The following is a 16,246-nucleotide window of genomic DNA, read 5'->3' as shown; positions in this document are numbered from 1 at the left end:
ACCTTACGAGCGGACCAGGTTCTGCCGCAACTGATCGACGGCGACCGCCACGATGATGATGGCGCCGATGACGATGTCCTGATACGCGCTGCGCCACCCCATCTGGGTGCAGCCGCTCTGAATCGTCTCCATCATCACCGCGCCGGCCAAGGTGCCCAAAAGCGAACCGCGGCCGCCATTCAGGCTGCCGCCGCCGATGACCACGGCCGCGATCACCCGCAGTTCCATGCCGATGCCCGAAGTAGGATTACCCACCGAGAGACGCGAAAACTGATAGAGTCCGGCGATGCCCACGAACGTCCCAGACAGCGCGTAAACCGCGACCTTCATCAGTGGCACGTTGATGCCGCACAGCCGGGCGGTCGATTCATTCGACCCCAGCGCGAACACATAGCGTCCGAAGACCGTGTAGCGCAGCACGAGGGCCAGTGCCGCGGCCAGCCCGACGGCCAGCCAGACGCCGCTGGCAAAGTTCGGCACGACGTTGGTCACCAGCCACACCGGCTTGGGGAAGGGATTCACCAGTCCCGTGCGGCTGAGCAAGGCTGGGACGAGTTTGGGAGCGAGGTGGATCGTCGTCTCATTGGCAATCAGCTTGCCCACGCCCAGATAGATCATCATCGATCCCAAGGTGACGATGAAGGGGACGACGCGCAGTCCGGCGATGAGGATTCCGTTGACCATGCCCGCCAGCGTGCCCGCGGCGATCGAGGCCGCGACGGCGACGACGGGACTGTAACCTGCGCGCAAGCAGTAGGCCAGCGCCGTGGCGCACAGGGCGACCGCGGTTCCGGCCGAGAGATCGATGCCGCCGGCGATGATGATGACGGTCATGCCCAGCGCGGCGACCGCCACGGGCGTGGCGCGCACGGAAAGCTGTTGCAGATTATCGAGCGAGAAGAACTTCGACTTGTCGCCGTTCTTCCAGCGATCGAGTCCGGCGAACAGCACCACCACCAGCAGCAAGGCCAAGAGCGGGCCTAGCTTGTTTGAGAGCCGCTTGAACATGCAGTCCACAGTAGCAAGCGAACAATGCCGCTACAAGCGAGTGGCAAGGTTACGGCGCCACCGCGCAGGCCATGATCGACTCTTCGGACCACTGCGCCACGGGCCGCACTTCGCGCAGACGTCCGCGGGCCATCACGCCCACGCGGTCGCAAACCGCCAGCAGCTCCGGCAGGTAGGAGCTGACGAACAGAATCGCCTTTCCTTGAGCGGCCAGGTCGCCCATCAGCCGGTAAATCTCCGCTTTGGTAGCCACGTCGATGCCGCGCGTCGGCTCGTCCAGGAGCAGCAGATCGGCCTGTTGGTGCAGAACGCGGGCCAGGGCGATCTTTTGCTGATTGCCGCCGCTCAGCTCGCGCACCGGCTGCTCGGCGCGCCGGGCCTTGATCGCCAACCGCGACATCCACCGCTCGACCTCCGCGCGACGGCGACGGAGACTGAGCCAACCGAAGCGGCTGTAGGCGGACAGGCGACTGAGCGTCAGGTTGTCGGCAATGCCCAGGTCCTGCGCCAGTCCCTCGCCCTTGCGGTCCTCCGACACCAGACCGAGTCCCGCGTTGATGCGGGCATGGGGAGTCGGGCGTGGGAAGTTGCCCGCGATGCTCACGCTGCCGCTGCGCACCGGGTCGAGCGCCAGCAGGCACCGCAAGAGCTCGGTCCGGCCCGCGCCCACCAGCCCCGCCAGTCCGAAGATTTCGCCGCGGCGGACGCTTAGCTCCACATCCAGGGGAATGGCGCGTCCGGTCAGGCCCGCCACGGTCAGCAGCGCTTCGCCCGGCTGGTGCGGCACCGACGGAAAAAGCTCGTCGACGTTGCGGCCGACCATCAAGGCCACGATCTCCGGCTCGGTAACGTCGGCCAGGCGGCCGGCGGCCACCGTGTGCCCGTCGCGCAACACAGTGTAGCGGTCGGCGACGGCGCGAATCTCTTCCAGAAAATGGCTGATATAGACGACCGCCATCCCCGACGCTTTCAGCTTGCGGATGACGCCGAACAGGTGCTCGGCGTCGTGCTGCGTCAGGGAGCTGGTCGGCTCGTCGAAGACGACGACCTTGGCGTCGAAGACCAGGGCACGGGCGATCTCCGCCAACTGCTGCGCGCCCACCGAGAGCTGCCGCACCGGCGTTTCGGGCCGCAGTTCCGGATGGCCGAGCATTTCGAGCGCCTGCCGGACGCGGCGCCGCTCGGACGCGCGGCGCAGCCAGCCCAGGCGGTGCTCGTCCTGGCCGAGCATGATGTTGTCTTCCACCGACAAGTCGGGCGCCAGGTTCAACTCTTGATAGATCATGGCCACCCCGGCCAGCCGCGCCTGGTGCGGACCGTGGGGGGCGAACGGCCGGCCGGCCAGTTCCATTTGGCCCGCGTCGGCCGCAAGGGCGCCGGAAAGGACCTTCATCAGCGTACTCTTGCCGGCCCCGTTCTCGCCGATCAGGGCCAGCACCTCGCCCGCGTGGACCTCCAAATCGACGTTGCCCAGCGCCTGCGTGGCGCCGAACCGCTTGCTGATGCCCCGCATTTGCAACAGCGATGGAGGGGTCATTCGCCGACCTTCACCGGGTGCAGCAGCTTTTCCATTTGCGGCGTGTGCATGTTTTCCGGCGTGGCCATGTGTTCGCCGGTGTTGATCGTGCGCTCCACCGGCTTGCCTTGGAGATGGTCGAGCATCGCCTTCATGGCCAGGTAGCCCATGTTCACGGGATCCTGCACCACGATGCCGTCGATCTTGCCGTCGGCCATGGCCTCAATGAGTCGGGCATTGGGATCGAAGGCGATAAAATGCACTTTGCCCGCCAGGCCCGCGTTGTCGAGCGCGCCCAGCATGCCGGTGCTGTTCGGCTCGCAGACCGTGAACACGCCGTCGACCTCGTCGCGGTATTTCAGCAGCATCTGCTGGCAGTTGTCGAGTGCCTGTTCGGGCGTGGTGCCGGCGTACTGGTTCGACGACAGCACGTTGATCTTGGGGTACTTCTCCTTGAGCGTGGCCAAAAAACCTTCTTCGCGTTCCAGCGTGCTCTCGCTCCCCGGATTGTAACGCATCAAGATCACGTCGCCCGCGCTCTGCAGAACTTCGGCCAACCGCTCGGCCGCCAGCACGCCGCTATGATAGTTGTCGGTGGCCACATAGCTGACGGGCGAATCGGCGTCGTCCAAGTTGCTGTCGAAAATGATCGTCGGAATGCCGGCCTGCTTGGCGGCCTGCACGGGAGCGACGAGCGCCTGCGAATCGAGCGGGGCCAGGCAGATGCCATCGACGTGCTGCACCACGAAATCGTCGACCAGGTTGATTTGTTGCTCTCGCTCGTCTTCCTTCAGCGCCGCCTTCCAGATAATTTCGACGTTGCCCGCTTCCTGGGCCGCTTGCTCGGCGCCGGCGTGGACCGAGTGCCAGAACTCGTGGGTGGTGCCTTTGGGAATGACGGCGATGCGGAGCGACTGGTTTTTGGCGGCGAGGGGCTGGTTCGAGGCAGGTTGCTCCGCCGTTCCGTTGCAGCCGGCGGCAAGCGCCAGCACGAGAGCAGCGAACGCTACCGCGGGCCTTCGGTGTGCGGAGTCCCGGCGCGCCGGGATTCCTAGGCCATCACGTATGCGATCGGACGGCCTCGGAAGGCCATCCTCCGGTTCGCATCGCACTCTCATGGCCGTCTCCCGCGTCCGCGTGGGCCGCGACCTCTGCCGCGCGGCGGTCCGCCGGCGTGCGGATTCTTGGCGCGGGCCTCCATATTGCCCGACACGATCACGCCGATCGCCTCTTCCCAACTCGGAATGGCGCGATGGCTGGGACGCAGGTCGTGCCCGTCACCTTCCTCGTCCACATCCAGATCGGCCTCCTCGTCGGCTTCGTCGTCGGCTTCGTCGTCGGCTTCGTCGGCCTCGTCGTCGCGGGCCTCGAACGGCTCCGCCTCCGCCTCGGCATGCCGCGGAGCCTCGTGGCCGGCGGCCCGCTCCGAGTCGCTTCGTCGGCCGCGTCGCCGCCGGCGCCGCTTGCCCCGCCGCCGCTCGTCACTCTCCGCCGAACCCATGTCTTCGGCCGCCACCGCCTCTTCCAGCGGCTCGCGTTCATCGGGCTCGGCGATCGGCGAGGCTTCGATGGCGTCGACGATTTCTTCGATATGTTCGCTTTCGGGCGTCCGCTCTTCGTCATCGAACGCCCGAGACTCGCCCGGTCGTGCGGATTCGGACGATTCTCGCGTGCGTCGTCCGCCGCGGCGCCGTCGCCGTCGTCCACGGCGCGGACCTTCGTCGTCCGACCGTCTGGTCGTGCCGGCTTCGCCCGCCCGCGAGTCGCTTTCCATCTGGTCTTCCGCCTCGACCAGATCGTCGACGAAATCAGCCGACACCATTTCGTCGGCCAGCAGTTCGTCGGCGGGCAGGTCGCCGAACCGCTCATGCTCCGGGGCGCTGCGCGGGCCCGGTTCGCATTCTTCTCGTCGCGGACGACGTTCGCCGTGCTCGCGGTGGCCGCGCTGTTCGCGCCGGCCGCCTCTTTCACGGCCACCGCCGCCGCGCGCGCCTTCATGCCGTCCGCCTTCGCGTCGGGCGACGTCGCGGCGCGGCGTCTCGGGTGCGGGCGGCGGAATTTCACCTGCGCCGGATATTTCCGGCACCGGCTTGACGGCCTTGGGCGGCTTCGGCGGCGGTGCGGGCTTGGGCGGACGCGGCGGCACGTCGACTCCCAGCACGGCAGCCACGTCTTCCCAATTGCTCTGGGGCTTGGGGGCGGCGGGCTGGGCCGGCGGCTTCTTTTTGACCGCCGGTGCCGGCGCCGGTGGCGGCGCGGCGGGTTTCGGGGGACGCGGGGCCGCGTCGGCCCCCAGTTCTTCGGCCAGAAAATCCCAGTGGCTCGATGGATGGTCAGTCATGCAAATGGAGGATCAGGCGGTTTGGAACCGGCGGCGGCCTTTGCCACCGCAGGGGAAAACTGGAGAAAGCGCCCGATTATAGAGGCGCCGCGGCGCATTGGGAAGCGCCGGGCTTGCCGGGACCGTCCGGCTCGTCGATCGCGCGGAATGGCAGTCGGACCAATTCTTCGGAAGGCCGTGTTGCGAATCCGAAATAGAGATCCTTGCCAACCTGTAATCCAATCGGTAGACTACGGCCATCGTTACAGAGTAGGCGGCATTGCTCGGTCGATCGGTTTGCTGATGGACCGGGCACCTTAAAGGCGATTCCTTTCTTGTCGCGGTTTGCCGCGGCGCTAGAGAGCCTACGTTCGATGAACCAGACATGCCGTTCGGCGATCGCGTTCGTTGCCTTGCCCCTTCGCTCGAAGGGAGGTGGCTCTTTTATCACCATGCCCAATTGCTGGGGCTTCATGCACGCACCAGACCTTTTCTTTTTACTGGCCGCGGCCGGACTTGGATCCGGTGGCGCGCCTCCCCTCATGTTCGAAATGGAGAATGAATTATGTCTCGTGTCCGACGCGGTTTCACGCTGGTTGAGTTGTTGGTGGTCATTGCGATTATCGGCATTCTGATCGCGCTGTTGCTGCCGGCGGTGCAGGCCGCCCGCGAGGCGGCGCGCCGCACGCAATGCAACAACAATCTCAAGCAAATCGGCCTGGCCTTGCAGAATTATCACGACACGATCAGGGTCTTTCCGCCGGCGATCTTGGGCAACGGCCGCTTCAACAGCGGAAAACAAGTGACCACTCAGCCCGTCCTGACACCCTGGCCTTATCCGGTTTACAACACCACCGGGTTCGTCCTGATGCTACAGCAACTGGAGCAAGGGGGCGCGTACGCTCAGTATAACTTCAACGCACCATCGAGCATCTCCAGCCCCTACGGCCTGCCCATCGCCAACGGCTATACGACCAGCGCCACGAACCAGAACGTCTATAGCAAACAATTGGCGGTTTACAGTTGCCCGTCGGACCAGTCGCCGCCTCCCATTGAGATCAACGGCCCGAATAATACGGCCAATTTCTACGAAGCGAACAGCGTTGCCCGCGGCAACTATCTGTTCAGCACCGCGGAAATGACCGACTACAGCCGCGATTACTACAACTACGTGTCGAACGCGGGGAGCGGAAACTGGAACGGCGCCGGCAACCCGTATTTTTGGCACATCGGCGTGTTCGGCAACGACGGCGCGGCCACCATCCAAATGATCAAGGACGGCACCAGCAACACGATTGCCGTGGGAGAGTCGACGCAAGGCAGCAGCGGCAAGACGTCGACGTCTTTCGGGCCGTATTGGGGCGCCGGCGTCCACACCTGTTGTCACGGCCGGACGACCCTGTCGGGCGGACCGCCGACCTGGCCGAACAGCACGATGACCACGCTCTCGTACAAGGGGTCAAATGGTCAAGTATTCACTTGGACCGGCCTCACCGATATCGCTTATTCATCGATCAACTTCGACCAATCGTTGGGAGCGGGCCGGCGCCTGCAATATGCCTGGCAGTTCGGGAGCCATCATCCCGACGGAGCTCAGTTCGTCTTTGTCGACGGTTCCGTCAAATTCATCCGTGACGACGTCGACTATTATGCCGTATTCGTATGGTTGAATCGAATCAATGACGGCCGTCAGATCACCAACTTTTGACGACGAAGGACAAACATGAGCGTTTTTGTTTCCTCGATGCGCTGGCTTTCGTTGGCGCTGCTGGCAGTCGGCTTGGCCGGTTGCGGCAAGCAGAAGAAAGGCCCGCAGTTGGACTTGGTGCCCGCCTCGGGCACGGTTACGCTCGACGGGCAACCGCTCGCCGACGCCGTGATCGCGTTTGCTTTCCAGGGAACGCCTCCCGAAGGCTTCTACAGCAGTGGCGCGACGACCGACGCGCAGGGGCATTATGAGCTGGTCTCGATGGGACAAAAGGGAACGATCCCCGGCAACTATAAAGTTACGGTCAGCAAGCAGGTCAATGCGACCGGCCAGCCCCTCAAGCTCGAGGAAGGTATGGATATGGAGCAGTTGCGCGCCTCGGGCGGAGTGAAGGAGATGGTCCCGGACAAGTACACGGCCATCGACACCACCGACCTGACGACGAGCATCGAGAATGGAAAGGCGGAGGGCTACAATTTCGACTTGAAGAGCGGTTGATCTGCTTCGCGCGGATGGTGCAAAAGAAACGACAACAGCGCCGGCCGCTGGAAAAGGCGTTGCCGATCGTTTTGGTGGCCTTGGCGGGCACGATTGGCTGGCATGTGTGGCAACGCGCGCCGTCGCCCGCGCGATTGTTGGAGTCGGCGCGCCAGGCGATGGATCGCAAGCAGTACGCGGCGGTCGAGAAACTCTGCGGACAGATCGCGGCCGACGCGCCGCAATCGGCCAACGCCTTGCTGTTGGCGGCGGAAGCGGCCGGCCAACAAGAGCATTTCTCCGACGCGCTGGGCTATTACGATCGAGTCGGCGCGGCTGCCGGCGACGACTCCGTCGCGGCTCTGTGCGCGGCGGGAAGCATCTGGCTCGATTTGGACCACGCCTCCAACGCGGAGGCCAAGTATCGCGCGGCCTTGGAAATCGACCGGCGGCGCGTGACGGCGCACGATCGTCTGGCCCACCTGCTTGCCGTGGAGGGGCGCCGCTTCGAATCGTTGCGGCACCTTTACGAGCTGTTGCGGCAGCGTCGCTATTCGCTCGACGTCTTGCTCCTCGCCGGCGAGCACGCCGTTGGCGTGGAATCGCCCGCCGAGCTGGCCAGGTTCCGCACCGCCGATCCGGACGATCCGGCGCCGCTGATCGGCCTGGCACGGATTGCACTGCGCAAGAAGCAGTACGCGAAGGCGATCGACTTGTTGCGGCGGGTAATCGCGCAGGCCCCCTATGTCGAGGCGCACGCGCTGCTCGGGCGGGTGCTTCTGGAGCGACCGAACGACGATGATCTCGTTCGCTGGCAGGCCGATCTGCCCGCCGAGGCGGAGCTGCACCCTGATGTTTGGGCCGTGCGGGGGAGCTGGGCCATGCGGCGCGGCCAAAAAGAGGTGGCGGCCCGCTCGTTTTGGGAAGCGCTGCGTCGCGACCCCAACCACCATTCGGCGACGCTTCAGTTGTCGCAGGTGCTCCACGCGCTCGGCGATTCGCCATCGGCCGAGGCCCTGGGCCGGCGCGCCGCCGCGCTGGCCGAGTTTTCGTCGACGCTCGAATCGTTGAACGAACGACCCAATGACCAGGTGCAACTCTTGCACGCTGCCCGCCAGTCGGAGCTCTTGGGGCGATTCTGGGAGGCTTGGGGTTGGAACCAAATCGCGCTCTCGGTCGCCCCCGAAGCGGCCTGGCCGCGCCAGGCGTTGGCGCGCATCGAACCGCTGCTGGACGACTCGCTGCCGCCGACGTTCGCGGCGGTCGATCCGGGCGTGCAGCTCGATTTATCGAATTATCCGCTCCCGGAAATCCATTCGCGTGTTCCAGAAACGGCCGCTGCGCCGTGGGCGCCGAGTGGCGCAGCCCCACGATTTGAGGACGTGGCCGGCCGGGCCGGAATCGATTTCGCGTATTTCTGCGGGCGCGAAGGAACGTCGCCGCGCATGCGCATGTTCCAGGCGTTCGGTGGCGGCATCGCAGTCATCGACTATGATCTGGACGGTTGGCCCGACCTCTACTTCACGCAGGGTTGCCGCTGGCCTCCGCGGCCGGGCCAGACGGAGTTCCTCGATTGTCTGGACCGTAACCTGGGAAGCGGGCGATTCGAGCAAGTGACGCTGCCCGCCCGGCTCGGCGATGAGCGGTTCAGCGGTGGAGCGACGGTGGGCGACTTCAATAACGACGGTTTTCCGGACCTCTACGTGGCCAATATCGGCGCCAACCGGCTCTATGTGAACCACGGCGACGGAACGTTCGACGACGTTACCGAAGCGGCCGGCATTCGTGATGGGAGCTGGACCACCAGTTGCGCGCTGGCCGACTTCAGCGGCGACGGGCTGCCGGACCTGTACGACGTGAACTATGTGCAAGCCCCCGATGTCTTTGAGCGGATCTGTTCCACCAACGGAGTGCCAGGGACTTGCCGGCCGAGCGCGTTCGAGCCGGCCCCCGACCGATTGTACGTCAATCAAGGCGACGGCCGCTTTCTCGACGCGACGGAAACGGCGGGGGTGCGCGTCGCGGGCGGAAACGGCCTGGGAATCGTCGCGGCCGATTTCGACGCCACCGGCCGGCTGAGCATCTTCGTGGCCAACGATCAAGACGCCAATTTCTATTTTCTCAACCGCACGCCGGCCGGTGGCAAAAAGCCCGCGTTCGAAGAGCGCGGGCTGCTGTCGGGGCTGGCCTACGACGGCGAGGGAAGGACGTTGGCCTCGATGGGCGTTGCCGCCGGCGATGTCAACGGCGACGGAAAGATCGACCTGTTGGTCACCAATTTCCAGGAGGAGTCGAGCACGCTGTACGTGCAGCTCGACGGCGAGTCGTTCACCGATGCTACCGGACCCGCCGGACTGCGCGAGCCGAGCTTCGCGATGTTGGGTTTCGGAACGCAGTTTATCGATGCTGAACTCGATGGTCTGCCCGATCTGGTGGTCGCCAACGGCCACGTTCACGAGTTTTCGTCGCCGGGCGTCTCCAACGCCATGCGGCCGCAGTATTTTCGCAATCTGGGAAGAGGTCGCTTCGAAGAGCTGACGAGTGACTCGTTGGGAGCTTACTTTCAGCAAAAGTGTTTCGGCCGCAGTCTGGCCCGCCTCGACTTCAATCGCGATGGGCGGGAGGATTTCGCGGTTTCGTCGTTGGAAGCGCCCATTGCCTTGGTGACAAACCGAACGCCAGGGGCCGGCCATTTTCTGGCCGTGCAGCTTCGCGGCGTGCGATCGGGCCGCGATGCAATCGGAGCGGTCGTCCACGTTGAAATCGGCCGGCGCCGACAGACCCAGTGGCTGAACGCCGGCGACGGCTACCAGGCGAGCAACCAACGGCAGTTGGTGTTCGGGCTGGGCGAGGCCAGACGCGTCGACAAGTTGGAGATTGCTTGGCCGTCGGGAATCCATCAGCAATTCCGCGATCTCGACGTGGACCAGGAATTGATTCTGGTCGAGGGTTCAGCCGAGGTCACCGTCGTGCCGGCGGCAAGCGTTTCTAAGACGGGTACCAGCGACCTGTCGGCAAACGTCGAAAAGGGGAAGAGCGACGGATATGACTTCAACTTGAAAAGCAGCTAGGAACCGCCGCTGAGCGCGGGCGGGGCGGCGCGGGTCTCGGCGTCGGAGTCGTCGGCGAAAATCGCGGCCTTGATCACGCGATCGGTGACCGCATTCAGGTAACGAGCCAATTCGGAGTTGAGCTGGTTGAACTCCGGCCAGAGCGTTTCGTCGACGAAGGGTTTCGGCACGCGGGCCATGACCGTGGTGCGGCGCTGTCCGGAATAGCGGTAAGGGTTGATGCCATAGCGCCGCAACAGCGCCATGAACAGCTTGCGCGACCAGGGATCGTTCAGCGAAAAGCGGAATTCTTCCGGCCGGTCGTCGGCCTGCAGGCGGCGGAGCCGCTCGCGGATGCGCTCGATCGCGCCGGCCGCCGCGGTGCGCTCGCCGGCAAAGCCGGTGTCGGCAAACAACGCTTCCACCTTGGCGAGCGTCTGCAACAGTTCTTGTTCTTCGTCCCATGCGGTCTGGTTCGCCATTTCGCCTCCTTTGCATGTGGCCGTGCAAAACGAAGTTGCGGCGATCATCCTAGCAGAAGCGCAAGGCTTTTCCTACGGTTTCGGCCGGTGGCCAGCTTGTTTGACCAAAAGCCGTGCCAGAAGGCGTTGTCTGCCGCATTAGGAACGCCGGTGTAGAACTGAACTCGGTGCAGCGTCCAGCCGCGAGGCGCGCAAACTGCATTGGCTAACTTCTGGACGTCGTAATTCGAAAATGGGTATCCGAATACGCTCCTGATGTTATGGAACAGGTTCTGACCATCAATGAAGGCGATGGCGCGCTTGACAGCGGGTTCGGTTGGCATACGTTGAATTAAAAAAATAACCCGACTGAGGCCTTGCGGCGGGTCAGCCGGGTAAGAAGTAATCTAATTATCGGATGGGCGTCGCTGAAAATCAAGTGTAAGTCCGCCAATCGCCGCGCCGGCCGGGTTCCGGTAGAATGGACCGAACGTGGCACGAGATTCAACACACGCGAATACAAGGAAGCTATGAAGATTGGTTTGGTTGGATATCAAGGGTCGGGCAAGACGACGCTTTTCGAGTGGCTCACCGGCGTGCCGGCCGATCCGGCCCTGGCGCATACCGGGCAAAGCGCGATGGCGGTCGTGCCCGAACCGCGAGTCGAGTTGCTGTGCCACATCTATCAGCCGAAAAAGGTCACGTTGGCCTCGCTGGAACTGGTCGATACGCCCGGCCTCAGCCGCACGCACGAGGGCAACGCCGCCCGGCTGGCGCTGATCCGCGAGGCGGGCTGCTTGGTGCTGGTGGTGGCGGCCTTCGGCGGCAGCGGTCCGCTGACCGATCTGGCCAGCTTTCGCGAAGACCTGCTGCTGGCCGACATGGAGATCGTTTCGGGCCGCGTCGGCCGGCTGCGCGAGAGCGTCAAGAAGCCGCGGCCCAACCGCGACCAGGAGCTGGTCGAGCTGGCGGCCCTGGAGCGCGTGCTGGCGGCGCTCGAAGCCGGCACGCCGCTGACGAGCGACAAAATGAGCGAAGAAGACGCGCGGGCCACGCGCAGCTTTCGCCTGATGTGGGAAAAGCCGATGCTGGTGATCGTCAACACGGCCGACGACGATCTCGACGCCGCCCGTTTCGACCGCTCGGCCACCGCCGGCGGGCCGCGGATGATGGCGGTGCGCGTGGGCCTGGAGCGCGAGCTGCAGCGGATGGAGCCGGCCGATCGGGCGGAGTTCGAGCGGGAGCTTGGCCTGGCCGGTTCGCGGCGCGACGAGGTGTTGCGGGCCCTTCTCGACGCTTCAGGGCAAATGCTCTATTTCACCGCAGGCGAAAAGGAAGTCCGCACCTGGATGCTGCGGCAAGGCGGCACGGCGCTGGAAGCGGCCGACAACATCCACAGCGACCTTGCCCGTGGGTTCATTCGGGCCGAAACGATGCAGGTCGACGACCTGGTGCGTCTGGGCAGCGAGCGGGAGGTGAAGGCCGCGCACCTCGTGCGGCAGGAGCCGAAGGATTACGTGGTCCGCGACGGCGACATTCTGAATATCAAATTCAGCGTGTAGGGTGGGCCGGTGGCCCAGCAATTGGCTTTGCCCAAAAACCCCCGATTCCGGCCCTCTTTTTTTGGCACGTGGGCGTTTTGCGCAGAAAGTCGGCGTTGCATGAGCGGTTTTCGCGCGGAATTTGCCCGTAAATGGCCCACGGACGGTGATTTTGTGTCGATTTCCGCACGTTTCTTGCACATTGCGTTGGATATCGTATATTGACCGAGAGGAGAGCTGCGATGCTGGTCGAATTTCGAGCTGAGAACCATCGGTCCCTGCGCGACGAGCAGGTGCTCACGATGGAGGCTGGCCGGATTGGTGATGACGCAGACATGCGGCCAAGGGAAGTGGCAGGTTCGGCCAATAAGCTGTTGACGGTGGCGGTCATCTACGGTGCCAATGCCAGCGGCAAGAGCAATGTTCTTTCAGCAATGAGTTTCATGCGCGAGGCGGTCGTGGCATCGCACCGCCTATGGTCCTCGGAAGAAGTTGTGCCTCGCGATCAATTCGCTTGGGGGCCAAAGCACTCCGATCCGTCAGTTTACGAGGCGACGATTATCATAGATGGTGTCCGCTATCAGTATGGATTCCAGGCCACAGACGCGGCGTTCACTGAGGAATGGCTTTGGGCATGGCCTAAAGGGAAAAAACAGGAATGGTTCCATCGGGAGGGCCAGGACTTTCACTTTGGTGAAAACCTTGGTGGCGAAAACAAGCTGATTGCAGAAGTCACCAGGCCAAACGCACTTTTCCTCTCAGCAGCAGTTCAGCACCGACATGCGCAACTTCAGCCCGTCTTTTCATGGTTTGCCTCTATCCGTCCTGTTAACCTCTTTTCCGCTAGCAGGCGCCTTCCTGTTTACGGCTTCCCTTGGTCAAGCGAGTTCGAGGTTGCTAGGCTTCTGGAGACTAATGCGGAGGATGGCGGTCGGGCGGTCACCGATGAGGACTCTTCGCGCCTCCTGGACCAGTTTCGTGCGATGTTGCGTGACGCGGACATAGGGATCCTCGATCTGCGAGTTCTCAAGACTGAAGACGAGCGTCGTCGCAGTAGCCCAAATTTTGCGCTCAAGCATGAATGCGGTTTCGACGATGCGTGGCTTGAGTTGCGCGAGGAATCGCGTGGTACACAGGCTCTCTTCCACATTGCATGGCCGATCATTCAGGCATTTCGGTCTGGCGGCGTTTTGGTGGTGGACGAACTTGAACGAAGCCTGCACCCATCCTTAGCACGGCAAATTGTGCTGCAGTTTAACGACCCAGCTAAGAACCACCGTAATGCCCAGTTGATTTGCACTACGCATGACACAAATCTACTGGGTTCAACCCTCGGCGAGCCAGCCCTTCGTCGCGATCAGGTGTGGCTAACTGAAAAGTCACCAGAAGGCGGAAGCGAGCTTTATCCACTAACAGACTACCAGCCAAGAAAGGGCGAAAACATCGAGCGCGGCTATCTTCAGGGTCGTTATGGGGCGATCCCGTTTCTCGGCAACTGGTCCATTTGGCGGGAGTAACGCTCAATGAGCCAATCTCGGAGAAATCGCGACCGCAAACCAGCCAGACGTCCTCCGTTCCGTAACCCAAAGCCAGTTATCCTGGTTGTTTGCGAGGGCAAAAACACGGAGCCACAGTACATCGACGGTTACAAGAGGCATGTTCACAATCCGCGGGTTGACATTGAAATCGCACCGGAAACGGGAGTTCCGCGCAGTTTGGTGCGGGTTGCCAAAGAGAGGAAGAAGGCTGCTGCTGATGAATCAGACCGTCAGCGAGATCCCAACCTAGCTTATGATTCAGTGTGGTGCGTCTTCGACATCGACGATCATCCGAACGTCGGGGAAGCCAAGGAAATGGCGCGCGATAATGGCATCGAACTAGCAATCTCCAACCCATGTTTCGAGCTTTGGTTGTTGCTGCACTTCAGGGAGAACCCCGGAATGCAAAACCGCCACGTGATGAAGGACATGCTTGAAAAGTTTGTGCCTGATTACGACAAGCGCGTTGAGTTCACGACGTATGCTGATGGGTATCAGACCGCCGCTGGTCGCGCTCGACGGATGGACGAACAGGCAACTGCGGATAATGACGCAGGTCGTAATCCAACGACTAGCGTCTATCAACTGACGGAGCAGATCGGCGTATTATAAGCTTATCCGGCTCCCGGCGAGCCGGGACCCACCCCACCCTACGCTTGCCATCATCCAACATTCACAATCACGCGTCCGGTGACTTGCCCGTGCAGAATCCGCTCGATCTGCGGCGGCAAATCGTCCAGGCCGACCTCCGTGGCCAGCGATTCGAGATCGTCGAGCTTCCAGTCGCCGGCCAGCTTTTGCCAGATCTGCACGCGCCGGGCATAGCGGCACTCGACCGAATCGATGCCCACGAGGTCCACGCCCCGCAGGATGAAGGGGTAGACCGTCAACGGCAGCTCGGTGCCGCCCACCAACCCGCATGCCGTAACGCAGCCGCCCGGCACCAGCGAGCGGACCAGCGTGGTGAGCGTGCGGCCGCCGACCGTATCGACGGCGGCGGACCAGCGGGGCGGCAGCAGCGGCTTGTCGCTGGCGTCGTCGACTTCCTGCCGCGAGATGATTTGGGCGGCGCCGAGCCGGCGAAGCAGATCGTGGGCCGAGGCTTTGCCGGTCGAGGCCACCGTACGAAAGCCGGCTTTCGCCGACAGGGCCACGGCCACACTGCCCACGCCGCCCGAGGCGCCGCTGACGACCACTTCGCCGCCGTCGGGTTCGACGTGGCGCTCGACGAGCGACGACAGGCAGAGCGCCGCGGTGAATCCCGCCGTGCCCAGAATCATGCTCTCACGGGCAGTCAGCGCGTGCGGCCGCCGCACGACCCAGTCTGCCGGCACGCGGATGTATTGGGCGAATCCGCCCCAGGTGTTTTGTCCCAGGTCGTAGCCGGTGACGAGGACTTCGTCGCCCCGTTTCCAGTCGGGCGAGCGGCTTTCGACCACCGTGCCGGCCGCGTCGATGCCCGGCACGTGCGGAAACTTTCGCGTCACGCCCGGATGCCCGGTCGCGGAAAGCGCGTCTTTGTAGTTCAGCGAGGAGTAAGCGACGCGGACCGTCACATCGCCGTCGGGCAAGTCCGACAAGGGCCGCTCGGCAAGCTGGCCGCGGGTTTCTTTGCCCTCTTTGGTGACGAAGTAGCAGCGAAATGTTTGCGGGGGCACGGCGTGGTCGGTTTCGGGAGTGAGGTTGACGTCGGACATTTTAGCAGCTTTTCGGGCGGCCAATACCCTCGTCCCCCTTCGCCAGTTTCAGCACCGCGTCGAACTCGCTTTTCTTGACCGGCTGCACGGAGAGCCGCGAGCCGCGCCGCAACAGCTCCATTCCTTTCAGGGCCGGGACCTTTCGCAGCGCGTCGAGGGACAGCGGCGCGGGAAAAATCTCGTCGAGCTGGATGTCGACCATTTGCCAAATCGGGTTGTCGGGCGAAGCCTTCGGGTCGAAGTGCGCATCGCCCCGCTTCCAGGCCGTAGGATCGGGACAGGCTTCGCGTACCACGATGGCCGTGCCCGCGATGGCCGGTGGATTGGCGTTGGAGTGGTAGAACAACACTCGATCGCCCACCTGCATCTCGTCGCGCATGAAATTGCGCGCCTGGTAATTGCGGACGCCGTCCCAGCAGGTCGTGCGGTTGGGCGCGGCGGCCAAATCCTGAATCGAAAACGACTCCGGCTCCGTTTTCAACAGCCAGTATTTCATGTTGCTCGAACGCGGCAGGGTATTGTGAAGCGGCGCGACATCACGTCGCCCGATCGCCAATCGGGGAAACTCACAACGGTTTCGGCCGTCAAGTCGCTGCTGGCCCAACGATCGACGTAAAGGTGGTCGTCGTCCAACGCCAACCACACGTGCGACCGCGGGGAGGGGCCGAACGCCGAGACGCAGTAATGAGGCCGCCCGGTGTAGAGCGGTTCGGATGGCAACCCCTGGACGGCCATCTTGGTCTGCTGCTCTATGGCTTGGCCTCCTCGAACCAAAGTAGAAATGATCTGCAACAGGTCATCGCATTGACGCGCTTTCGTCTTCGAGGTCAATCGTTGGTGGGGCCAGCGAGCTTGCGAGCGCCGGCCCACCGTAAACGACGTCGCTATCGGTGGGCCGGCGCTCGCAAGCTCGCTGGTCCCATCCTACGC

At 63.4% G+C, this 16,246-nt stretch carries 15 protein-coding genes; 6 read left to right on the top strand and 9 right to left on the bottom strand.

Features of this window, described 5'->3' with window-relative positions:
* Positions 1 to 3: 3 nt before the first annotated feature.
* The 4 genes from VNH11_05415 to VNH11_05400 form a co-directional block, all read right to left on the bottom strand.
* Positions 4 to 1,008: an ABC transporter permease gene (locus VNH11_05415; protein ID HVA45808.1), complete on the bottom strand. Its 1,005-nt coding sequence runs from the start codon at positions 1,006 to 1,008 to the stop codon at positions 4 to 6.
* A 49-nt stretch (positions 1,009 to 1,057) separates the two neighbouring features.
* A complete protein-coding gene (locus tag VNH11_05410; protein ID HVA45807.1) occupies positions 1,058 to 2,545 on the bottom strand; it encodes a sugar ABC transporter ATP-binding protein in 1,488 nt (495 codons plus the stop codon).
* The gene (locus tag VNH11_05405; protein ID HVA45806.1) at positions 2,542 to 3,516 is read right to left on the bottom strand and encodes a substrate-binding domain-containing protein; all 975 of its coding nucleotides are present in this window, start codon (positions 3,514 to 3,516) and stop codon (positions 2,542 to 2,544) included. Before VNH11_05405 ends, VNH11_05410 begins: the two co-directional genes overlap by 4 nt.
* A gap of 122 nt (positions 3,517 to 3,638) precedes the next feature.
* A complete protein-coding gene (locus tag VNH11_05400; protein HVA45805.1) occupies positions 3,639 to 4,865 on the bottom strand; it encodes a hypothetical protein in 1,227 nt (408 codons plus the stop codon).
* Positions 4,866 to 5,409: 544 nt separating this feature from the next.
* On the opposite strand from VNH11_05400, the gene VNH11_05395 reads away from it, so the two are divergent.
* Genes VNH11_05395 through VNH11_05385 form a run of 3 tightly spaced genes read left to right on the top strand, consistent with a single transcriptional unit; the run spans position 5,410 to position 10,100 of the window.
* Positions 5,410 to 6,552 (top strand): DUF1559 domain-containing protein, encoded by a 1,143-nt coding sequence (locus tag VNH11_05395; GenBank protein HVA45804.1) that lies wholly within the window; start codon positions 5,410 to 5,412, stop codon positions 6,550 to 6,552.
* Between the two features lie 15 nt (positions 6,553 to 6,567).
* The gene (locus tag VNH11_05390; protein HVA45803.1) at positions 6,568 to 7,050 is read left to right on the top strand and encodes a carboxypeptidase-like regulatory domain-containing protein; all 483 of its coding nucleotides are present in this window, start codon (positions 6,568 to 6,570) and stop codon (positions 7,048 to 7,050) included.
* Positions 7,047 to 10,100, top strand: a complete 3,054-nt coding sequence (locus VNH11_05385) for an FG-GAP-like repeat-containing protein (GenBank protein ID HVA45802.1) — start codon at positions 7,047 to 7,049, stop codon at positions 10,098 to 10,100. The genes VNH11_05390 and VNH11_05385 overlap by 4 nt, the downstream gene beginning before the upstream one ends.
* Here the strand turns inward: VNH11_05385 and VNH11_05380 are convergent.
* Both VNH11_05380 and VNH11_05375 read right to left on the bottom strand, forming a co-directional pair.
* The gene (locus VNH11_05380) at positions 10,097 to 10,522 is read right to left on the bottom strand and encodes a hypothetical protein (protein HVA45801.1); all 426 of its coding nucleotides are present in this window, start codon (positions 10,520 to 10,522) and stop codon (positions 10,097 to 10,099) included. The genes VNH11_05385 and VNH11_05380 overlap by 4 nt on opposite strands.
* Before the next feature lie 83 nt (positions 10,523 to 10,605).
* On the bottom strand, positions 10,606 to 10,884 hold the full coding sequence (locus VNH11_05375; protein ID HVA45800.1) for a hypothetical protein: 279 nt from the start codon (positions 10,882 to 10,884) through the stop codon (positions 10,606 to 10,608).
* 186 nt (positions 10,885 to 11,070) lie between these two features.
* Between VNH11_05375 and VNH11_05370 the strand changes: the two genes are divergently transcribed.
* The 3 genes from VNH11_05370 to VNH11_05360 all read left to right on the top strand — a co-directional run bounded on the left by VNH11_05370 (position 11,071) and on the right by VNH11_05360 (position 14,231).
* The gene (locus VNH11_05370) at positions 11,071 to 12,102 is read left to right on the top strand and encodes a DUF933 domain-containing protein (GenBank protein HVA45799.1); all 1,032 of its coding nucleotides are present in this window, start codon (positions 11,071 to 11,073) and stop codon (positions 12,100 to 12,102) included.
* A gap of 221 nt (positions 12,103 to 12,323) precedes the next feature.
* Positions 12,324 to 13,598: an ATP-binding protein gene (locus VNH11_05365; protein HVA45798.1), complete on the top strand. Its 1,275-nt coding sequence runs from the start codon at positions 12,324 to 12,326 to the stop codon at positions 13,596 to 13,598.
* A 6-nt stretch (positions 13,599 to 13,604) separates the two neighbouring features.
* Positions 13,605 to 14,231: an RloB family protein gene (locus VNH11_05360; GenBank protein ID HVA45797.1), complete on the top strand. Its 627-nt coding sequence runs from the start codon at positions 13,605 to 13,607 to the stop codon at positions 14,229 to 14,231.
* A gap of 50 nt (positions 14,232 to 14,281) precedes the next feature.
* Here the strand turns inward: VNH11_05360 and VNH11_05355 are convergent, their stop codons facing one another.
* Genes VNH11_05355 through VNH11_05345 form a run of 3 tightly spaced genes read right to left on the bottom strand, consistent with a single transcriptional unit; the run spans position 14,282 to position 16,051 of the window.
* Positions 14,282 to 15,316 (bottom strand): YhdH/YhfP family quinone oxidoreductase, encoded by a 1,035-nt coding sequence (locus tag VNH11_05355; GenBank protein ID HVA45796.1) that lies wholly within the window; start codon positions 15,314 to 15,316, stop codon positions 14,282 to 14,284.
* Between the two features lies 1 nt (position 15,317).
* Entirely contained in the window at positions 15,318 to 15,812 is a 495-nt protein-coding gene (locus VNH11_05350) for an EVE domain-containing protein (protein HVA45795.1), read from the bottom strand.
* On the bottom strand, positions 15,809 to 16,051 hold the full coding sequence (locus VNH11_05345; GenBank protein HVA45794.1) for a hypothetical protein: 243 nt from the start codon (positions 16,049 to 16,051) through the stop codon (positions 15,809 to 15,811). Before VNH11_05345 ends, VNH11_05350 begins: the two co-directional genes overlap by 4 nt.
* Positions 16,052 to 16,246: the final 195 nt, after the last annotated feature.

Source organism: Pirellulales bacterium, from assembly GCA_035533075.1.
Lineage (GTDB): Bacteria > Planctomycetota > Planctomycetia > Pirellulales > JAICIG01 > DASSFG01.
This window is presented reverse-complemented; position numbering and strand designations above follow the sequence as displayed.

Coding starts and splice junctions, on each gene's coding strand:
- VNH11_05390 (HVA45803.1), top strand. CDS start 6,568: ATGAGCGTTTTTGTTTCCTCGATGCGCTGGCTTTCGTTGGCGCTGCTG.
- VNH11_05410 (HVA45807.1), bottom strand. CDS start 2,545: ATGACCCCTCCATCGCTGTTGCAAATGCGGGGCATCAGCAAGCGGTTC.
- VNH11_05355 (HVA45796.1), bottom strand. CDS start 15,316: ATGTCCGACGTCAACCTCACTCCCGAAACCGACCACGCCGTGCCCCCG.
- VNH11_05370 (HVA45799.1), top strand. CDS start 11,071: ATGAAGATTGGTTTGGTTGGATATCAAGGGTCGGGCAAGACGACGCTT.
- VNH11_05360 (HVA45797.1), top strand. CDS start 13,605: ATGAGCCAATCTCGGAGAAATCGCGACCGCAAACCAGCCAGACGTCCT.
- VNH11_05375 (HVA45800.1), bottom strand. CDS start 10,884: ATGCCAACCGAACCCGCTGTCAAGCGCGCCATCGCCTTCATTGATGGT.
- VNH11_05365 (HVA45798.1), top strand. CDS start 12,324: ATGCTGGTCGAATTTCGAGCTGAGAACCATCGGTCCCTGCGCGACGAG.
- VNH11_05395 (HVA45804.1), top strand. CDS start 5,410: ATGTCTCGTGTCCGACGCGGTTTCACGCTGGTTGAGTTGTTGGTGGTC.
- VNH11_05400 (HVA45805.1), bottom strand. CDS start 4,865: ATGACTGACCATCCATCGAGCCACTGGGATTTTCTGGCCGAAGAACTG.
- VNH11_05415 (HVA45808.1), bottom strand. CDS start 1,008: ATGTTCAAGCGGCTCTCAAACAAGCTAGGCCCGCTCTTGGCCTTGCTG.
- VNH11_05345 (HVA45794.1), bottom strand. CDS start 16,051: ATGGCCGTCCAGGGGTTGCCATCCGAACCGCTCTACACCGGGCGGCCT.
- VNH11_05350 (HVA45795.1), bottom strand. CDS start 15,812: ATGAAATACTGGCTGTTGAAAACGGAGCCGGAGTCGTTTTCGATTCAG.